The sequence below is a fragment of the Staphylococcus hominis subsp. hominis genome (assembly GCF_002901845.1).
Taxonomy (GTDB): Bacteria; Bacillota; Bacilli; order Staphylococcales; family Staphylococcaceae; genus Staphylococcus; species Staphylococcus hominis.
Window position 1 is genome coordinate 1 of record NZ_PPQE01000030.1, and the last position, 18,012, is coordinate 18,012.

Sequence of the window (18,012 nt, forward strand, 5' to 3'; positions counted from 1 at the left end):
TACTTTATTGGAATTAACGTTGACATATTGTCATTCAGTTTTCAATGTTCATTTAAAATGTAATCTATCAAATTATATCAATTTCAATTTCGAAAGTCAATAACTAATTTTGATTACTTTTAATATTTTATATCGTTTTCCAAGATTTCGCAATGGTAAATTTTACACCGAATTTACATTTTTTAAAATGTATTAATATTTCTTGAAAATGACTTTTATATCTTATCAAAAAATTCATTTAGTGTCAACAAATTATTTTAATAATTTTATTTTTGTTTTAAGCAATTCTTTTAACTTGCTCACAAAAAAATATTCTATCAGAATTTTTATATTTTGCAATAGAAAAAGCGCTCGAAATGATATTTTTTTCGAGCACTTTTACACTAATTTTTATTTATTATTTTATTGTTGCAGCAATTACTTTTTGCGCAATTGTTTTATAGATTTTTCCTAATCGATCTTCTTCTTGATAAATAGATGGTGAAAAGTCATTAGGATTCCAAGAAGGTTGTTCAAGAGGTAGTTCTCCTAACAATTGGGTATTTAGCTCGTCCGCAAGTTTACGTCCTCCACCTTTACCAAATACATACTCTTTTTTTCCAGTTTCTTTACTTTCGAAATAACTCATATTTTCAATAACACCTAAAATAGAATGCTCTGTATGCTTAGCCATAGCTCCAGCTCTTGCTGCTACAAATGCTGCTGTTGGATGTGGTGTGGTTACTATTATTTCTTTACTACTTGGTAACATTGAATGAACGTCAAGAGCTACATCCCCTGTTCCAGGAGGTAAATCAAGTAATAAGTAATCTAACTCTCCCCATTTAACTTCAACAAAGAAATTCGTCAACATTTTTCCTAACATAGGACCACGCCAAATAACTGGTGCATTTTCTTCAACGAAAAATGCCATTGAAATCACTTTAACACCATGACGTTCTACAGGAATAATCTCTTTTCCTTGCACACCAGGCTTTTCATCTATACCCATCATATCTGGAACACTAAAACCATAAATGTCAGCATCTATGAGTCCTACTCTTTTACCTTCTCTTGCTAATGCTACTGCTAAGTTTACGGCTATAGTTGATTTTCCTACTCCCCCTTTACCAGAAGCAATTGCAATAAACTCCACTGGATTATTCTGTGACAATAATCCCTCAATTGTCTTAGGTTTTTCTTTTTCTTTTCCTGTATATTTTTCCACAACTTCAGCAGGTAGTTCCTCAAAACGAATGCCCACTGTATTTGCACCATTTTCTTTTAAAGCTTTAACCACTGACATTTGCAAATCAAGCTGTGGTTGTCCACCTAATTGAGCCATAGCAACTTTAACACTTACATGTTGAATTTCTTCTTTTATTTTTACTTCTACAATTCCCTTTGTTTCTTTTAAAGGCACATTAATAATTGGATCTTTTAAGTTTCCCACTATTTTTTCCACTTGTTCTACCGTTAACAACTCATTATCCCCCTTAAGTTTCTTTATATTCATATTTTAACAAATTTACTTACAATCTGTGCTGAATTTATCAAGAATTTATAACTTATATCTACTTCTTATCATTCAAGTCTTCGCTATCTGGATAAAAAATCATTTTACATAAATATAGTATTCCAATAATTAATGCAATAACCCAAAATTCAATTTTAATATATACGTAATGAATATGAATAACAAAATAGAATAGGATAGTCGTAATTACATATGAAATTAAATGAAATAGTGTTCCATTAAAATATGGATTATTAGGTAATTGTTTTCTAAAGTAATCCATTAAATGCTCAATAGCAAATAGCAAAAAGTATCCAAATACTATATAGCTACCGTAATATACTAAATTGCTGAATAAATCCCTATTGTATGTAAAAAATCCTAATTTTAAAAAAATAAGAATTCGACTTAATCCAAATAACCCAAATCCTAAAAATATTAAAAATATACAACCTGATAGAATAAAAATAATAAGAATAAGAAGAGCCGGAAAGATACCGTTAAATTTTTGATTAGAAAATTTCATTCCTCTCTTTCCTCCTCTTTTCATCAATAATACTTTATAATGATACTTTATCATTTATATATAGTAACTTAAAATTATTATTTTATACTTTCTTTATTCTCTTTAAATAAAAATACCCACATTAAAATTAATATAAGCGCAACAATTGTGATTACAGTTAATATATTATAAAAGTTACCTCCTAATAAACCAAATTGAAGTGCATATAATGACCCCATCAATGTAGATCCTATAGATGATCCTAAATTTTTAGTTAATGCATAGAATGACATCATTTTTTTCATATATTTAGGACTTGTTTCTTCTTGCACAATTACACTGTCTTTAGTATAAACGAAACCAAAACTCAATCCTGCAAGAATCACAGCTCCCGCAATAATAAGAGGAATATGAAGTCCAAATACTAAAATCATATTACTTAAAATTAATGATATGAAAGCTCCGATATATAATTTTTTTCTTGAAAATTTTGATTCTACCTTAGCTAAATTGAAGTTTAAAGCTAACCATGCAACAGAAAGTGGAAATATAACTAATCCACTTTGTATTGGAGATAATTTTAAATAATCTTGTAAATAAACAGGTATATATAAGTTATACCCCATTAGACATATTGCTATAAGTAAATCAGTTATAAATACCAGTGAAATTGATTTATTAAATTCACTTATTGGTAAAAAAGGCATATTTTTTTTATTTTCATATTTGAATAAAACGAATAATATAACTATTGCTAGTATAAATGCAATAATATTAAAAGTAACACCTGTTTTATTTAATAAACTAAACATAAGAAGTCCGATAAATATATAAAACAAAGATAATCCTTTTGCATCAAAGTGTATGTGTTGTACTTCCGCTTCTTCTGGAAAATGAAAAGTAAGAAAAGCTAAAACAATAGCTATCAATGCTATGGGTATGTTGATATAAAACAACCAATGCCATGTTGCAACTTCTAATATTCCACCACCTAATAACGGTCCAAGAATACTTGAAATTCCCCAGACACTTCCAACGATGCCCATTATTTTGTAACGAAGCGGAATTTCAAATGCTAGTTTTGGTACAATTTGAGTCAAAGACATCATAACTCCTGCGCCAAGTCCCTGTATGACTCTTGAAATAATTAACATTGTAAACGTTTCACTCATACCTGACATAAAACTTCCAATACCAAATAATAGTATGCCGACTACAGTTATATATAGAATCTTAAATCTTGTGAGAAGTTCACCCACAATAGGATTTGCTACAACAAGTGCTATAAAATAAACGGTAAAGACTAATGGCACTGCTGTACCAGCATTCAAATCTTTACGAATGGTAGGCAATGCTAGTGAAATAATTGAACTTTCAATTGCTGCCATAAACATTGTTAAAACCAAAGTCACTACAATACCTATTGATTTTAATTTCATCTTTGCCCTCCTATGTATTTAAAAAGTTCATAATATAGAATATTCTTAATTATATTCGTAAACAACTTTAATGTATTATTAAAAAAAGAAAAAACAGGGTAGAATTCTTTTTGAATTCATAGTCCTGTTTCTAAATAAGCACTTAATAAACTAAGTTATTCTCAATGATATAACCTTTCAGCTAGGTCTACATAAAATATACGATTCCTATAAAATGAAAGAGTGATGCGATAACAATAAAAATATGCCATATCATATGAAAATATGGACGGTTTTTTTGTGCATAAAACCATGCTCCAATGGTATAAGAAAGACCACCTAATACGATAAATAAAATAAATAACCAAGATGTTCTAATAATAATCACAGGTAAAAATATAATGCCAACCCATCCCATAACTAAGTATACGATTAAGCTTAATTTGGGATTTACATGAGTTGAAATTGACTTATATAGAATACCCCATATTGTTGTTCCCCATAATAACAAAAAGACCAGCCATCCTAACCAACCTCCAACAACTGTTAGTAAGACAGGTGTATACGTTCCAGAAATTGCTACATATATCATACTATGGTCAATAATTCTTAATATATACTTATGCGATGTATTATTTTTCATTGAATGATATACAGTAGAAGAAATAAACATCATGAAAATACTAATAACAAAGATAGAAACACTAATAGAACTTAGTGTTCCATACTCATTATAACTATGTACTGCTACATAAGGCAGTAAAAATAAAGTCATTAGTGCAGCAACACCATGTGAAGTTGCATTACCAATTTCCTCGCCAAAAGATAGTGGAATGATGTCTTTAAATGATTCAATTACATTATCTTTTGTATGCTGAGATGATTTAGACATCGTATTCCACCATCCTTTAAATTACATTCATTCGTTTTAAATCATCAGTTGCAGTTTCTACACTGTCTTTTCCCTCTTTATTTTTCAAAGGTGAAAATTCTTCTTTTCTTGGAACTTGTAATGTAATAAAGCTATTCGCATATCGGAAAATATCAAAATAAAATAGTTCAAATTTTAAAGATGTTTTTTCAATTAAACCAAAGTCATCATCCAGTTGTTTCAATTTTTTAATGGCTAAATGATATGGTAAATCATTATTTACCACTTGATTTATAAACGATAACTTAAATGCGTGAATGCCAATATTTGCATTATCAAATGTATTCGCTACATTTTCATCAAGTTCTGAGTATTCAAGTACAGTATCTTTATTATCTTTACTAACTAATCGTCCGACACTTTCACCCTTTTTAGGTTGAATAGATTTAGATGTGATATCTTTATCATTTACTACTGTAAACCCTACAAATACAGGATCAAGAACCTTTACTAACACATTATCAATATTATTTAAGAAAATGAACTTTACGCCATCTTTCTCCATTTTATCTAAATAACCATAATGCTCTAGCGATTTAAATATCCCGCCATTACCATTAGGTGTTTCCATAATATAGCCTTTTTCATTAAAAATAAGTCTACCATTTTCACTTAGAGCCACAATGTTGTCTTGTTTAAAAAAGTGAATACGTTCTGGGTTATAACCAAAATAATCATGGTTTTCAAAATAACGTAATGTTTCCTCATGATTAATATCACTAGTCATAATATACCAATTAATACAATGTCCTGTTTCATTTTTTAGATGCAATAGTTGTCTTGCTTGAAGTTCAAATAAGCTTATACCTTCAATTTCAAAAGAACCTTTAGGTCCCTTATAACCTAAACGTGTGCCCTGACCACCAGCCATAAGAACAACAGCAAATTCTCCATTTCTTATTGCTTCTATTCCTTTATGTTCATAATATTCACGATCTTGCTCCGTGAATGCTTCCTTAATTTTATAATCAACTTCAGAAACTGCAGTAACATCTGTAATTGTTTTACGATTAACATATAAACTTTGATAAAGTTCTTGAATAAATTCTAAATCTAATGAGTTCACTTTTTCATCTAATTGTTCTTTTTCATTACTACTCATCATTTTCTCATATTCAATTAAATGTTCTTGATTGTATTTTTCTAATTTACTTTGATCTAGCATTACTAACTCTCCTTATAGATAGTTCGTGTCATTCAAATATATTTATCATATTAATTATAAATTTGATATTAAGACAAGAAAGATGATCCATCATATTCATTGATATCATCCGGACAATGAATGGCTCACATATTTCAAGATTTCATTTATAAACTCTTGAAATATTATGTATATTGCTCCAATACTAAAAGCTGTTGATAAAGATGCATCTAAAAAACCACCAGTTTTGAAAGTAAAAGGAAACTTAATCGATAAAGGTATTGGATAAAGTAACTTTACCCCTCTAGGTGTCAACATATCTAGTATAACATGAGAAGCCATTGCACCGATAATAGTAACTAAATAATAAGTCGGAGTTTGAATTAAAATAAGTAAAAAACCTATCATACCTAAAAATAACAATGAATGCGTAAATGTTCGATGTCCGAAGATAGTACTAACGAGCAAACTAAGAATTTTAAATTGTCTTCCAATCTTACTTCTTGTATGACAAATATCTGGAAGTAAACTTCCTGATATTGCTAAACAAATTACTGTTACAGTAGAAAATAGATCTGTATGATAATGGTCAACTGTTATTGCTCCTACAAGCAAACCAGCAGCTACATGCGTTTTTCCTGTCATTTATCTTCTCCTTTATTAAAAATATATTAACATAAATAGCCTTAAAATACGAACATATTTTCGGTATATAGATACCTTTCTTTAAACGTTTATTTTTCTTATTTATTACAAGTATTTTATTTGATATATCTTTGAATTTGTATATTATTAAAATAAATAAGTAAGGAGGTCTGACTATGTTTGTTGTTACAAATCGTATTACTGTAAAAAAAGGATTTGCTGAAAAAATGGCACCACGTTTCACTAAAGGTGGTAAGATTGAACAACTAGAAGGTTTCAGAAAAATTGAAGTTTGGCAAATTGATAATACTAATGATACTGAAAATATGTATGTTAATACATGGTGGGACAGTGAAGAAAACTTCAAAGCTTGGACCCAAAGTGATGCGTTTAAAGAAGCGCATAAAAATACTGGAAAATCTTCAACAGAAGATTCACCAGTAGTAACAAGTGAAATTGTAAAAGCAAACGTACTATCAACTTTAGAATAGAAAAAAGAAGCAGGAAGGAATTGGAATTGCATTCATCAATCCTTACTCTGCTTCTTTTTTTATAGTAATAAATGTGCCATTAAAGCAATAATTGGTAATGTGATTGCAGTTCTGATTAAAAATATCATAAATAATTTTCCGAGACTGACTGGGATTTTAGAACCTAAAATCACACCGCCCACTTCAGATAGATAAATTAATTGAGATATACTTAAAGCACCAATAACAAATCGTGTCAATTCACTGTGTACCGTCGCTATTAAGATAGAAGGTAAAAACATATCTGCAAAACCAATAAGTAAAGTTTCAGACGCTTTTGCAGCTTCAGGAATTTGAAGTAATTGTAATATAGGAATAAATGGTTTTCCTATGATTTCAAATACTGGTGTATAATTTGCTATTATCGTGGCAATAGTCCCTATACTCATCACTACTGGTAAAATAACAAACCACATATCAATTACCGTTTTAATTCCCGTTTTAAAAAATTCTTTAACTCCTGGTGCTTTTAGCCCTACAATTGTAGCTTCATCAAAACCATGAGCTAATGCAGTTTTTCCTTCTGGAAGTTTTTCAAGTCGTGTACTTTCAGATACTTCTTTCGTAAAATCATCGGGAATTTGATTTAGTGGCCATATTCTTGGCATGATTATCGCTGCAACTAAGCAAGAAACGATCACTGTTAAATAAAATACAAAAAACTTTTGTTGTAATCCAATAGTTTGAGCAATAACAATAGCAAACGTGATTGATACAACACTAAAAGTTGTAGAAATTACTATTGATTCTCTTTTTGAATAAATACCTTTTTCATATTGACGACTTGTAATAAGCACGCCTACTGTTCCATCTCCTATAAATGAGGCTAAATTATCAACTGCTGATCGTCCTGGTAAAGTAAATAATGGTCTCATGATTGGTCTAAACAATGGTCCTAAAAATTCTAATAAACCGTATTCCATTAATAAAGGTAAAAATAAGGCAGCAAAAAGGAATACTGCTACTAATGTAGGTAATAAATCATTAAATACTAATCCGCCCGTATCTTCTGAATAGATCACTTTACTTCCAATTTTAAAATAAGTCATCCAGACAAATACAACTGCAAGTACTCTTAATATCATCCACACTGGGCCAACTTGAAATGCATTCGCGATAAGACCACCTGGTTTTACTTTATTCTTTAAAATTGTTGAAAATAAAATAGTCAAAATAGTCGATAACGTAATGATTGTAATAATGAGAATTGACATTGCAGGACCTAATAAATCTTTTAACCAATTTGCCAAAAATGCCACTGGTAATGTTGTTTGTTTCTCCCCATCTTGTACAATTGGAACGGGTATTAAAAATAAAATAATACCAATGATTGACATCGATATAAATTTTATTCTTCCTTTTATTTTCTCCTGTTTGTTATAATTCTCCAATATTCACCCTTCTTTCTATTTGTATAGGTAATTGTATTTATTCATTTATTTTGTATTTTCATCGAAATTAATGCCCATTAATTATATAAATATAACTTTATATGTATTTTTATAAACAATATGTATTTTACTATATCTTATTTTCAAATAACTTGCAATATACAAAAGTTTAAAATTTCACAAAAAAATGTGAGATAGCATTCACTGTGAATACTATCTCATTCTTTTTAATATTTAAATTCTTCTAAGTAACAATAAAAAGTATGGAACACCAACAATGGCAATAACTATGCCTACTGGTATATCAAGTGGCGGATGAATACCTCTTGCTAATCCATCACTAAATAAAATGAGGATTGCTCCAATTAAACCAGACATCATTATGACGTGAACATGACGATATCCGACGATTTTTCGAGCTATGTGTGGCGCAATTAATCCAAGAAAACTGATTCCTCCAACTATTGAAATAGATGATCCTGCTAACATCACTGATAAAATCAACAGTATCATTTTAATACGTTTTATTCGTGTACCTAATGCTATCGCTATTGAATCTCCTAGGTTTAAGATATCGAGTTGATGACTTAAAGCAATGACGATTGGAATCGTAATAATAAACCAAGGTAAAATTGAATATACATTTTCTATCGTATGACCATAGAGACTACCTGTTAACCATATAAGCGCATTATTTGCATCCATGGGATTTCGTATTAGTAAAAATTGTACAATTGCTGTACATATAGCACCAATTGCTAAGCCAATTAATGCCAAGGTAGACCCTTTAATATTAAATTGAGATATTAAAAAAGATAAAATTAAACTGATTATTAGTGCACCAACAAATGAACCTATAGGTAAAATGATTAAAGGAGCATTAGGAAAAACCATAATAATAATAATCGCTGCTAAACTCGCACCTTTAGTCATTCCAATAACATCTGGAGAAGCGAGAGGATTTTTTACTACCCCTTGTATGATTGTTCCTGAAATAGCTAAACTACTTCCTACTATTAATCCTAAAAGTGTTCTAGGTATACGATATTCATTTAGAATAAAATCATCTTGTATCAATAAACTATTTATTACTTTAATGGGATGATACATTGTTGCGCCGACGCATAAGCTAATAAATATACTTATGATTAATATAGTAACGACAAGTGCATAACGAATAGCTAATGAGTGGTGTGTCATATTCGTTTCACTCTCCTTAAAGTAATAAATAAGAAATAAAATGCTCCTATAAATGAAGTAACAATTCCAACTGGTGATTCATAGGGATATGTAATTAAACGACTCAATGTATCAGATAATAACAATAAATTTGCGCCAACTATAAATGTTAACGGAATTAAAATGAAGTAATTATGCGGTGCATAACGTTTTACTATATGTGGCACGATTAATCCTATAAATCCAATAGGTCCTACAATAGAAACAGATGTCCCAGCAAATATAATAACAAGTAATCCGATAATGATTCTTATCACTTCAGTTTTTTGACCTAAACTTTTGGCTAGTGTATCACCTAATTCCATTATTGTAAGTTGTCTTGCAAATCCAATTAGTATGATAAGTCCCATAAGAATCCAAGGACAAATTATCATTACATCTTTCCATTTCATTCCATTTAAAGAGCCAACTAACCAAAACATAACAGTAGAATTAGAATCTTCATTAAGTAAAATAATACCTTGTGTAAGACTACTAAAAAACAAATGTACTGCCATTCCTGCTAAAGCTAATTTCACTGGTGTTATTTTTTTCGTAGAACCAGATAATAAATACACAGTTAACCCACCAATAAATGCCCCAATAAACGCTAAATAGGTTGCATAGTTTCCCATCGTAGGCATTAATACTGTCACTAATACGATAATAAATGAAGCACCCGCATTTACCCCAAATATTTGCGGAGATGCTAATGGATTTCTAGTTATAGATTGCATGAGTAAACCAGCTAGAGCTAAGGCTCCTCCCACAAGTATGCCAACAATCATCCTTGGCATTCTAACATTTTGAATGATAAACGTCTGCTTGTTTTCAATTGAAGTAAAAAAGTAATGATACATATCTTTAGTTTGAATATTTAAAGTTCCAGTGGCTAAATTAAGATAAGCAAAAATAAAAAGAAGGCAAACACTCACTGAAAAGGTGAGTGTCATACGCTTCTTGATTGACCTTTTATTAGTAGAAAGACGATTACTTTTTTGTATAGCCATTGTCAATCCACCCTATTTATTTCTGTCTTTTTTTGAAATTTCTACGATTTCTTTAGCCATTTCTTCTGAAGAGATTAAACCACGTGCGCGGGCCCATGTATCACGATCAACCACATCTATTTTATGATTTTTAACTGCATCAAGTTTGTTCCAAATAGGATCTTTTTTCAATTCTTGATAAGAAGATTCATTAGAACTTGCACCATTTGTCATAATAAACATGCGTTCTGGATTGATTTCAGATAATGTTTCTGAATTGAGTTGTAAATAAGGTCCTTGTAAATATTTACTTAATCCTTTCGTCACATCTTTATTTAATGCTTCTTTAAAACCTAATTCACCTAATAACTGTCCCACATAAGATTCGCTTGGATGCGCTAGTAATCCAGACTTAGAAGCTACAGCTGGAAGTACCTTTTCATTTTTATCAAATTGAATCTCTTGTTTATATTGAACTATTTTTTTCTTATGTTCGTCTAAACGTTTGTCACCTTGTTTCTCTTTATTGAGAGATTTAGCTATAACTTTAAACGCTTCGATATTTTCATTATAGTCGCCGTCAAAGCTTTTTAATTCTATTGTTGGAGCAATTTTACTTAATTCCTTATAAATTCCTTTATGTCGATTACTGTCGGCAATAATTAAATCAGGTTTTAATTTACTTATTTCTTCTAAATTTGGTTGTTTACGCGTACCAACAGATGTATAATTTCCAATTTTATCTCTTAACGGTTTAATCATTCTATTCTTTTTATTATCATCTGCTATTCCTACAGGCTTAACATTCAAAGCTGCTAATGCATCAACAAATGAGAATTCTAAAGCTACTATTCTCTTAGCACCTTTTGATACCTTAGTTGTACCTAAATCATGCTTAATTTCAATAGTATCTTTAGAAGATGATGTGTGATTAGATGATTTTGAACCATTGTTACTTACCTTTCCACATGCAGTTATTAATATTAAAGTCAATAATATTGAAATGATTCCAAAAATTGTTGTTCTTTTCATGATGACACTCCTTAATATGTATTGATGTATATTCTTATTTTAGTGATAACGATTATCATTGTCAATAAAAAATAAAAAATAGGAATTGACACAGAATTCATTTTGAATTCGTTGTCTCATCCCGAAAACGTTGACAGCTAACGCATAAAAAAATCTGAGACACTATTGTTGTCTCAGATTCTATATAATGAATTATATATTGTTGGTATGTTTTGATTGATTCAAATTGTTAATACGTTGAGAAATAGCAAGTTCTTCACTATAATACTTTTCCATTCTCTGATGATACATTAGTTGTGATAGCGCTTCGTATTCTAATGAAAATGGTATGCAATCTCCTACTTTATAGTTAATTTCTTCTTTTAAATCTATCATTAAATGATCACTTGAAGCACCCATAATTTCTATTCGATGATTGAGTGGTTTTATTTTTTCAATCACAGTATCAATATATCCTACATCTACAATAGCTTGTAAGTAACTTTCTTTTGTCTTTGTATACCTAGGTTTAATTTCAATAATTTCCGCTTCAAGTAATATTGCATTTTGAAATAACTCAGGTATATTTTCATTAGTAGTTGTATCCACACCACGAAATAATGTTTCTCCTATTCTCAACTCATTAATACATCCTAAATCATATTGTTTTAACAATGGAAGCATACTTGAGTTACCTCCAGAAATAACTTCAAATGATACCCCTGTTTCGTATTGTACATGGTGAACAAATTGATTTATTTCGTCAATATCATTTAATGTTGGTGCTTTAGACTTAAAACACATGAAATTAAATGCAAGACCTAAAAGTTTTATATTATTCATTCGTTTTATTTCATTAATATATTCAACTATATGATAAGGTAATACACCTTCACGTTGATCTTTCCAATCAACCATCAATATAACTTGATGTTGATTACTCATTTCAGTTGCAATATGATTTAACTGACGTATTGTTACCATTTCTGTTTGAATACTTACGTAACTTTCTTTAATCAAATCTTCATACTGACGCTTTAAAGGAGATCTCAAAAGTAAAAATTGACAATCTTTTGTAAATTGCTGCGGTATATTTTCTAGTCGAGATTCTGCAAAGTAGTTAAATCCTACTTTCATTAATCGTTTAATGATATGTTCATCTCCAGCAATACTTTTTATCACAGGTATAATGGCTATATTTTTGCTGTCAAACAACATTTTTAATACATGTCCATTATATTCAATCTTTGATAAATTGATTACAATACGAGACACTTAATTCACCTCTCTTTTTATTGGATTATCTAAACTAATATTCAGATATTTTTTCACTTTCTTTTTCATTCTCATTTTCAACAATGCTTTTACTGTAATTGTAGGTCCAAATAAAACTTTTCTTAATGTATCTGCATGAGGCTTAGTATCATTAATTGCTACTTCTATTTCTTCTTGAATTATATTAAAAAGTTCTTCTTCTTTTATAAAGTCATACTTTTTAAAATGAAAAATTAATTCTGTCAGTTGATTTTGAACGACTGCGTGTTGAAATTTCATAATGACTTCTTCAATTGAGTCTGCAAGTAAACTTTTATTTTCCACTTCTATATGCTTTAATTTTTGACTTAGTGTTTTAATATCTATTCGAGAGCCACCGAGATCTCGCACTATAAATTGTATTTGATACTTTGGTCCTAAATGCACTAGTGTATTTTGCATATGTGCTTCTAAAGCTATACCATAATCTTGTATTAAAGCTAATAAAGGTGTTACCAGCTGACGAGTATAATTTCGCATAAACTGACGAATGGTATGTTGATTAATGTCATCATTAATCCATTTAAGGTAACTATCTACTGTGATTTCATTATCTACTACATTTTTATTTACTAATGCACCTGTAACTAATAAAATACCATCATCTTTTGTAAAAGGTTTTTCACGAATAATACAAGCAAGTTGTCTAGCATCGTCACTGTCTGTTTTAGCAAATAAACCATAGGGCTCAAGTGCAACATCTAATTGTGTATACTGATTTAATTCACGATGTAATGCTTGACTTAATTTGGGTCCATCAATTGTTGTTTCTGGGGACACTGTTCTAACTGCACTAGTAGCTTGAACATTGACTGGTAATTTCACATGATAAGGATGATTGATTAGCGACATTGTTCTAAAAGAAGATGTTGCTTTAGATGGAACCTGAAATGGAGTAGATATCAAAATATAATCTTGTAGCCACTCCTTATATTTATTACGAATAGTATGTTCATATTGCCATGGGTGAACTAAAATGACTTTATAGTCTTTAAGCAAACGTTCTCTATCATTCATGAATGTATGTAATTCGTCAATATATTCAGGAATAACCTCATTTAAAATAAACTGAGAATGATCAAAAATGGTTGTAACATTTACATACTCATTATGTATTAACATCACTTTCAAATTAATAATCTTTTCAAATTCTGGCGAATAGGTTCTCACTTCTTTCATTGATAAAGGTAATTTTGTTTTAGTAAGTGGATGTGTAGGATGACCTTCAAATATTAAGCTTTCAGAATATAGTACGTCATCTATATCATTATCTTTTTTCAACTTTTCTAGCCAAGTAAAAAAATTTAAACGTTCTGAGGCATTTATATATTTATCATGTCTTTGAAGATACTCATGACGTGTATCGAATGCTTTATATACTTCAATGAAACTATCTCTGCTATGAATAAGTTCACTTTTTAAATGGAATGGTATATCAATATGAAAGTCTGTTACTAGTATGTCTAATAGTTTTTCTAGACTATCCACTGATTCTTTATGTTGATGATTCATATATATTATCGGCCCATCAAATTCATATCGAGATAATGCACTTTCGTATTTATAATGAACGTTTAGAAGCACTTGTTCGAACTCAATCGTTATATAATGATTTTCTTTAAAAATGGTAGTTGAATGAGTCCTTATATTTTCCTTTATTAGAGCATTTAACACTCTATATTGCATATTTCTATCTGCATGCTTCCACTCGTTTAACATTTTTAAATCCTCCGCCTTATCATTCGTTTTCATAATTAAGTTTAACTAGTTTAATAATTATAAATTTAATTAAGGGTACTAGCAATGACATGAACTTAGAATTTATTAAAATATTGTGTCTTAAATTTAAACTATCTTTTAAAAAGGTTTAATTTTAGAGTTAGATATTATACAAACTATTTATAATTTTGTAGAATGTGGATGAGGTGTTATATGAATCAAAATACAACCATTAATAATCATAACTTACAACTTACTAATGAAGAATATGATGTTTATACATATTTAAATGAATTTTATCCTGATTTAATCGATCATTTTAAACAATATATTTTAATAGGTAGAGATAAAATTTCTCAACGTCTTATTACATCTTTATATCGTGAAAACTTAATACACGCTAAAGATAATAGTCAGATTATTAGACCTACCAAATTAACCGTCTCTATGTTTTCTAAAGATAAAGACGTATTATGTATTCATTTTCCAAAATCAAATATCGATATTTACAGTCAAATAAAAGGTAGATATGCCTTCGACCGGGTAGATGTGGAAGGCCCCTTTTATATCTTAAAACATCGTAATCACGAATATGAAAGAATCCAACATCCAAATGATATTCTAGATTTAATTTTAGCTGAAGCGCCAAAGCTTGATAACGCTGCTAGTGAACAATTTAGAGAAGACTTAAATAATAGTGCTGCTAATATGATTCTGGCACTAAGTTATCAAGCTAAACATATGCATTCAAACTACGAATCCTTATGGGAATTGATTGCAAAATGTGACGATAGTTATTTACGTTCGGAACAATCAGTTATAGAAGGTCATCCCCTTCATCCAGGCGCAAAGCTTCGTAAAGGGATGAGTGCTAAAGAGAATATTCATTATAGTTCAGAATACGGTCAAGAAATCCAATTAAAATGTGTATTCATACATAATAGTATAGCAAATGTTCAATCTTTATCTTCAACCTATAATGATACACTTCACCAATCTTTTCATAAATTATTTACTCACCTTTTAAATAACTATAATAATATAAGAATTGAAGATTATCATTTAATGGTGGTCCATCCTTGGCAATTCGAACATATTTTACTTAGTCAATATCAACAAGAACTAGATGAACAACTTATTATTCCTATTGATATGACCTTACCTTATTATGCTGGCTTATCATTCAGAACATTAATGCCAAAATATCCTAAACTATTCCCGCATATTAAACTTTCTACAAATGTTCATATTACTGGAGAAATACGGACGCTTTCTGAACAAACAACGCATAATGGACCTTTAGTTACTAAAATTGTGAATGATATTTTAAAAAACGACCCTGATTTTCAACCTTATCGCATAGAAACATTAGATGAAATTGCTGGCATTCATTTTTATAATTCTAAAGATCATTCAACAATCCAAACTGAACGTAGTGAACAACTGGGAACATTATTTAGAGAAAATATTTATACATTAATCGAAGAAGATACAATACCTGTCATACCTTCTAGTCTGGTTGCTTATTATCCAAACAATACTGAACCGCCAATTGAAAGCTTAATAAAACGATATCAACTTACACGTCAATTTAAGTCATTTGAAAAAGCGGCTTATGCATGGATTCAAGATTATGCGACTCAATTATTAGGAATAGTTATGCCACTATATGTAAAATATGGAATCGCGCTAGAGGCACATTTACAAAATTCTATTGCTACATTTAATCAAGACGGTAGTTTAAGTAAAATCTATATTCGAGATTTCGAAGGATTACGTATTGATGAAACTCAATTAAACAAAATGGGGTATAAAACATCACATTTCCATAAGAAATCTAGAATTCTTACTCAATCCACTACATCTGTTTTTAATAAAGTATTCTATTCAACTGTTCAAAATCATCTAGCTGAATTAATATTAACAATTACTGAAAAAGTAGAAAATATGGATTTTGAAAAAATAATGTGGCATCATATCAGTCATATTATTCAAGATATATTAGCTAAGTTGACTGACGTTGATACAGGACGTATACAAAAGATTACTCATACTTTATTTGCTGCAACAATTGATTATAAGTGTGTAACCACTATGCGTTTAGAAGATGAAGCACATCATTACACTTATATTAAAGTTAATAATCCACTACATTAAAATTAAGAAGCGGAATAACATTCAATTTGAATGTTATTCCGTCTCTTGTTAAAAAATGATATTAACTATAAAAAGACCTTGGAACATTCCAAGGTCTTTTTTCAATAAGATTATTGTAAATCTGATCTTTCGAAATTATTGTTGTTGTTATTATTGTTATTGTTGTTGTTATTTTTTTGGTTTTTTTGTGCCCATTCTTTTTTAGTCATTACGTCGTCAACTTGCATGTTAACTTCAACAACATCTAAACCAGTAATGTATTTAACTTGTTCTTTAACTAAGTCAGTTACTTTACGGAAGATTTTTGGAGCTGATTCACCATATTCTAAGATGACTTTTAAGTCTACAGCCGCTTGTTTTTCACCAACTTCAACAGAAACACCTTGTGTTACGTTGTTACCGCTTGAGAATGCGCTAGAAATACTGTCAGTGAATCCGCCTTTCATATCTAAGATACCTCTTACTTCACGAGCAGCGATACCAGCAATTTTTTCGATAACTTCATCAGAGAACGTTAATTTATTTTCAAAATGTTGTTGATTATTTTGACGTTCTTCTCTGTATTGTTGTGCTTGTTCTTGACGTTCTTCTCTTTCTTTTTCATTTACTCCAGTTTGGTTATTATATGCTTGTTTAGCTTTGTTATTATCTACAGCCATGTGAATTCTCCTTTTTAAATAAAATTTAATTTTTAATACTTAATTTTTTAATTTATATGAATTCTTAAATAATGAATGTTAACTCCATCGATTTAAGAAGTTCATGAAATCTTGTGTACGGTCTTTCATATACCCAACGCCAATTCCGATTAAACATAAAACAATAATTAAAATTGTTTTCCAGAACCCTAAAGTCAGGAATAAGATTGCAATAATTAAGAATGCAAAGAAACCTATAATTCGCCATTTATACGACTTTAGGAAGTCGATAATTTGTTGAGTAGAATCTTGACTATTTTGATTATTATCAGCCATGTTATCCCTCCCTTATAGTACGCGTTGTCCGGCAGATTTTTGATCTCTAACATTAATTTCTAATTTTCTAACAGGCATTTCAGTAAAATGCTCAACATTATGTTTAATGTCAGATCTAATGCTCTCAGTTAATGATTTTACTTGCACATCATTAGGCACTAAGAAATCAGCTTTAATGTCAATGTAAGAATTGTTTTTCTTATTGTAAAGTTTAGTAACCACGTTTGGTTGTCTGATTTCATCGTATTTAGTTAATGTATCGTATGCAGACTTTTCGACTGCTTTACGTGATACATAAATATGTCCATCATTATAGTCTTTATAAAGACCTGGTTTTCTATATGTTGGTTTAAAGATGCTAAATACCAATATAATACCAATTAATACGAGTAAAGCAGATAAACCAATTAATAATGGTTGGAACCAATTGAATTGTAAGAAATAGTCTTGATAACGCTTAATACGACTATCATCTATGTACATAAACAATAAGAAACCAACAATCGCAACTATTAATAGGCCAAGGATAAAGTTTTTAAATCTATGCACCTCTAAACACACCTCCTTAGTC

Annotated in this window: 17 protein-coding genes; 2 read left to right on the forward strand and 15 right to left on the reverse strand. The window is 29.7% G+C overall.

Annotated elements, in window-relative coordinates:
- Positions 1 to 397: 397 nt before the first annotated feature.
- The 6 genes from salA to CD034_RS09100 form a co-directional block, all read right to left on the reverse strand.
- A complete protein-coding gene (gene salA / locus CD034_RS09075) occupies positions 398 to 1,462 on the reverse strand; it encodes an iron-sulfur carrier protein/transcriptional regulator SalA (protein ID WP_002448502.1) in 1,065 nt (354 codons plus the stop codon).
- 91 nt (positions 1,463 to 1,553) lie between these two features.
- Positions 1,554 to 2,021: a SepA family multidrug efflux transporter gene (locus tag CD034_RS09080; protein ID WP_002448546.1), complete on the reverse strand. Its 468-nt coding sequence runs from the start codon at positions 2,019 to 2,021 to the stop codon at positions 1,554 to 1,556.
- Between the two features lie 77 nt (positions 2,022 to 2,098).
- Entirely contained in the window at positions 2,099 to 3,439 is a 1,341-nt protein-coding gene (sdrM, locus tag CD034_RS09085) for a multidrug efflux MFS transporter SdrM (RefSeq protein WP_002448601.1), read from the reverse strand.
- A 187-nt stretch (positions 3,440 to 3,626) separates the two neighbouring features.
- The gene (trhA, locus tag CD034_RS09090) at positions 3,627 to 4,310 is read right to left on the reverse strand and encodes a PAQR family membrane homeostasis protein TrhA (protein ID WP_002448539.1); all 684 of its coding nucleotides are present in this window, start codon (positions 4,308 to 4,310) and stop codon (positions 3,627 to 3,629) included.
- 16 nt (positions 4,311 to 4,326) lie between these two features.
- Complete coding sequence (locus CD034_RS09095) at positions 4,327 to 5,514, reverse strand: UTP--glucose-1-phosphate uridylyltransferase (RefSeq protein ID WP_002448545.1); 1,188 nt, start codon at positions 5,512 to 5,514, stop codon at positions 4,327 to 4,329.
- Positions 5,515 to 5,619: 105 nt separating this feature from the next.
- A complete protein-coding gene (locus CD034_RS09100) occupies positions 5,620 to 6,138 on the reverse strand; it encodes a metal-dependent hydrolase (RefSeq protein WP_002448517.1) in 519 nt (172 codons plus the stop codon).
- 176 nt (positions 6,139 to 6,314) lie between these two features.
- Between CD034_RS09100 and CD034_RS09105 the strand changes: the two genes are divergently transcribed.
- The gene (locus CD034_RS09105) at positions 6,315 to 6,629 is read left to right on the forward strand and encodes a heme oxygenase (protein WP_049432335.1); all 315 of its coding nucleotides are present in this window, start codon (positions 6,315 to 6,317) and stop codon (positions 6,627 to 6,629) included.
- 59 nt (positions 6,630 to 6,688) lie between these two features.
- On the opposite strand, the gene CD034_RS09110 is transcribed toward CD034_RS09105, so the two are convergent.
- The 6 genes from CD034_RS09110 to CD034_RS09135 all read right to left on the reverse strand — a co-directional run bounded on the left by CD034_RS09110 (position 6,689) and on the right by CD034_RS09135 (position 14,310).
- Positions 6,689 to 8,005 carry a YjiH family protein gene (locus CD034_RS09110; protein WP_049417826.1) on the reverse strand — a complete coding sequence of 439 codons (1,317 nt, stop codon included), beginning with the start codon at positions 8,003 to 8,005 and terminating at the stop codon, positions 6,689 to 6,691.
- A 288-nt stretch (positions 8,006 to 8,293) separates the two neighbouring features.
- Positions 8,294 to 9,259 carry a FecCD family ABC transporter permease gene (locus tag CD034_RS09115; RefSeq protein WP_002448568.1) on the reverse strand — a complete coding sequence of 322 codons (966 nt, stop codon included), beginning with the start codon at positions 9,257 to 9,259 and terminating at the stop codon, positions 8,294 to 8,296.
- A complete protein-coding gene (locus CD034_RS09120) occupies positions 9,256 to 10,287 on the reverse strand; it encodes a FecCD family ABC transporter permease (protein ID WP_002455029.1) in 1,032 nt (343 codons plus the stop codon). Before CD034_RS09120 ends, CD034_RS09115 begins: the two co-directional genes overlap by 4 nt.
- 12 nt (positions 10,288 to 10,299) lie before the next feature.
- Positions 10,300 to 11,298, reverse strand: a complete 999-nt coding sequence (locus tag CD034_RS09125; protein ID WP_049417823.1) for an ABC transporter substrate-binding protein — start codon at positions 11,296 to 11,298, stop codon at positions 10,300 to 10,302.
- Between the two features lie 192 nt (positions 11,299 to 11,490).
- Positions 11,491 to 12,552 carry an alanine racemase gene (locus CD034_RS09130; protein WP_002455028.1) on the reverse strand — a complete coding sequence of 354 codons (1,062 nt, stop codon included), beginning with the start codon at positions 12,550 to 12,552 and terminating at the stop codon, positions 11,491 to 11,493.
- Positions 12,553 to 14,310, reverse strand: a complete 1,758-nt coding sequence (locus tag CD034_RS09135; protein WP_002455027.1) for an IucA/IucC family protein — start codon at positions 14,308 to 14,310, stop codon at positions 12,553 to 12,555.
- Between the two features lie 213 nt (positions 14,311 to 14,523).
- On the opposite strand from CD034_RS09135, the gene CD034_RS09140 reads away from it, so the two are divergent.
- Positions 14,524 to 16,467 (forward strand): IucA/IucC family protein, encoded by a 1,944-nt coding sequence (locus CD034_RS09140; protein ID WP_103288310.1) that lies wholly within the window; start codon positions 14,524 to 14,526, stop codon positions 16,465 to 16,467.
- A gap of 110 nt (positions 16,468 to 16,577) precedes the next feature.
- Here CD034_RS09140 and CD034_RS09145 read toward each other — a convergent pair whose 3' ends face one another.
- The 3 genes from CD034_RS09145 to amaP form a co-directional block, all read right to left on the reverse strand.
- Positions 16,578 to 17,126, reverse strand: a complete 549-nt coding sequence (locus tag CD034_RS09145) for an Asp23/Gls24 family envelope stress response protein (protein WP_002448598.1) — start codon at positions 17,124 to 17,126, stop codon at positions 16,578 to 16,580.
- A gap of 78 nt (positions 17,127 to 17,204) precedes the next feature.
- On the reverse strand, positions 17,205 to 17,441 hold the full coding sequence (locus tag CD034_RS09150) for a DUF2273 domain-containing protein (protein WP_002448488.1): 237 nt from the start codon (positions 17,439 to 17,441) through the stop codon (positions 17,205 to 17,207).
- A 12-nt stretch (positions 17,442 to 17,453) separates the two neighbouring features.
- A complete protein-coding gene (gene amaP, locus CD034_RS09155) occupies positions 17,454 to 17,990 on the reverse strand; it encodes an alkaline shock response membrane anchor protein AmaP (protein ID WP_002448415.1) in 537 nt (178 codons plus the stop codon).
- Positions 17,991 to 18,012 lie beyond the last annotated feature (22 nt).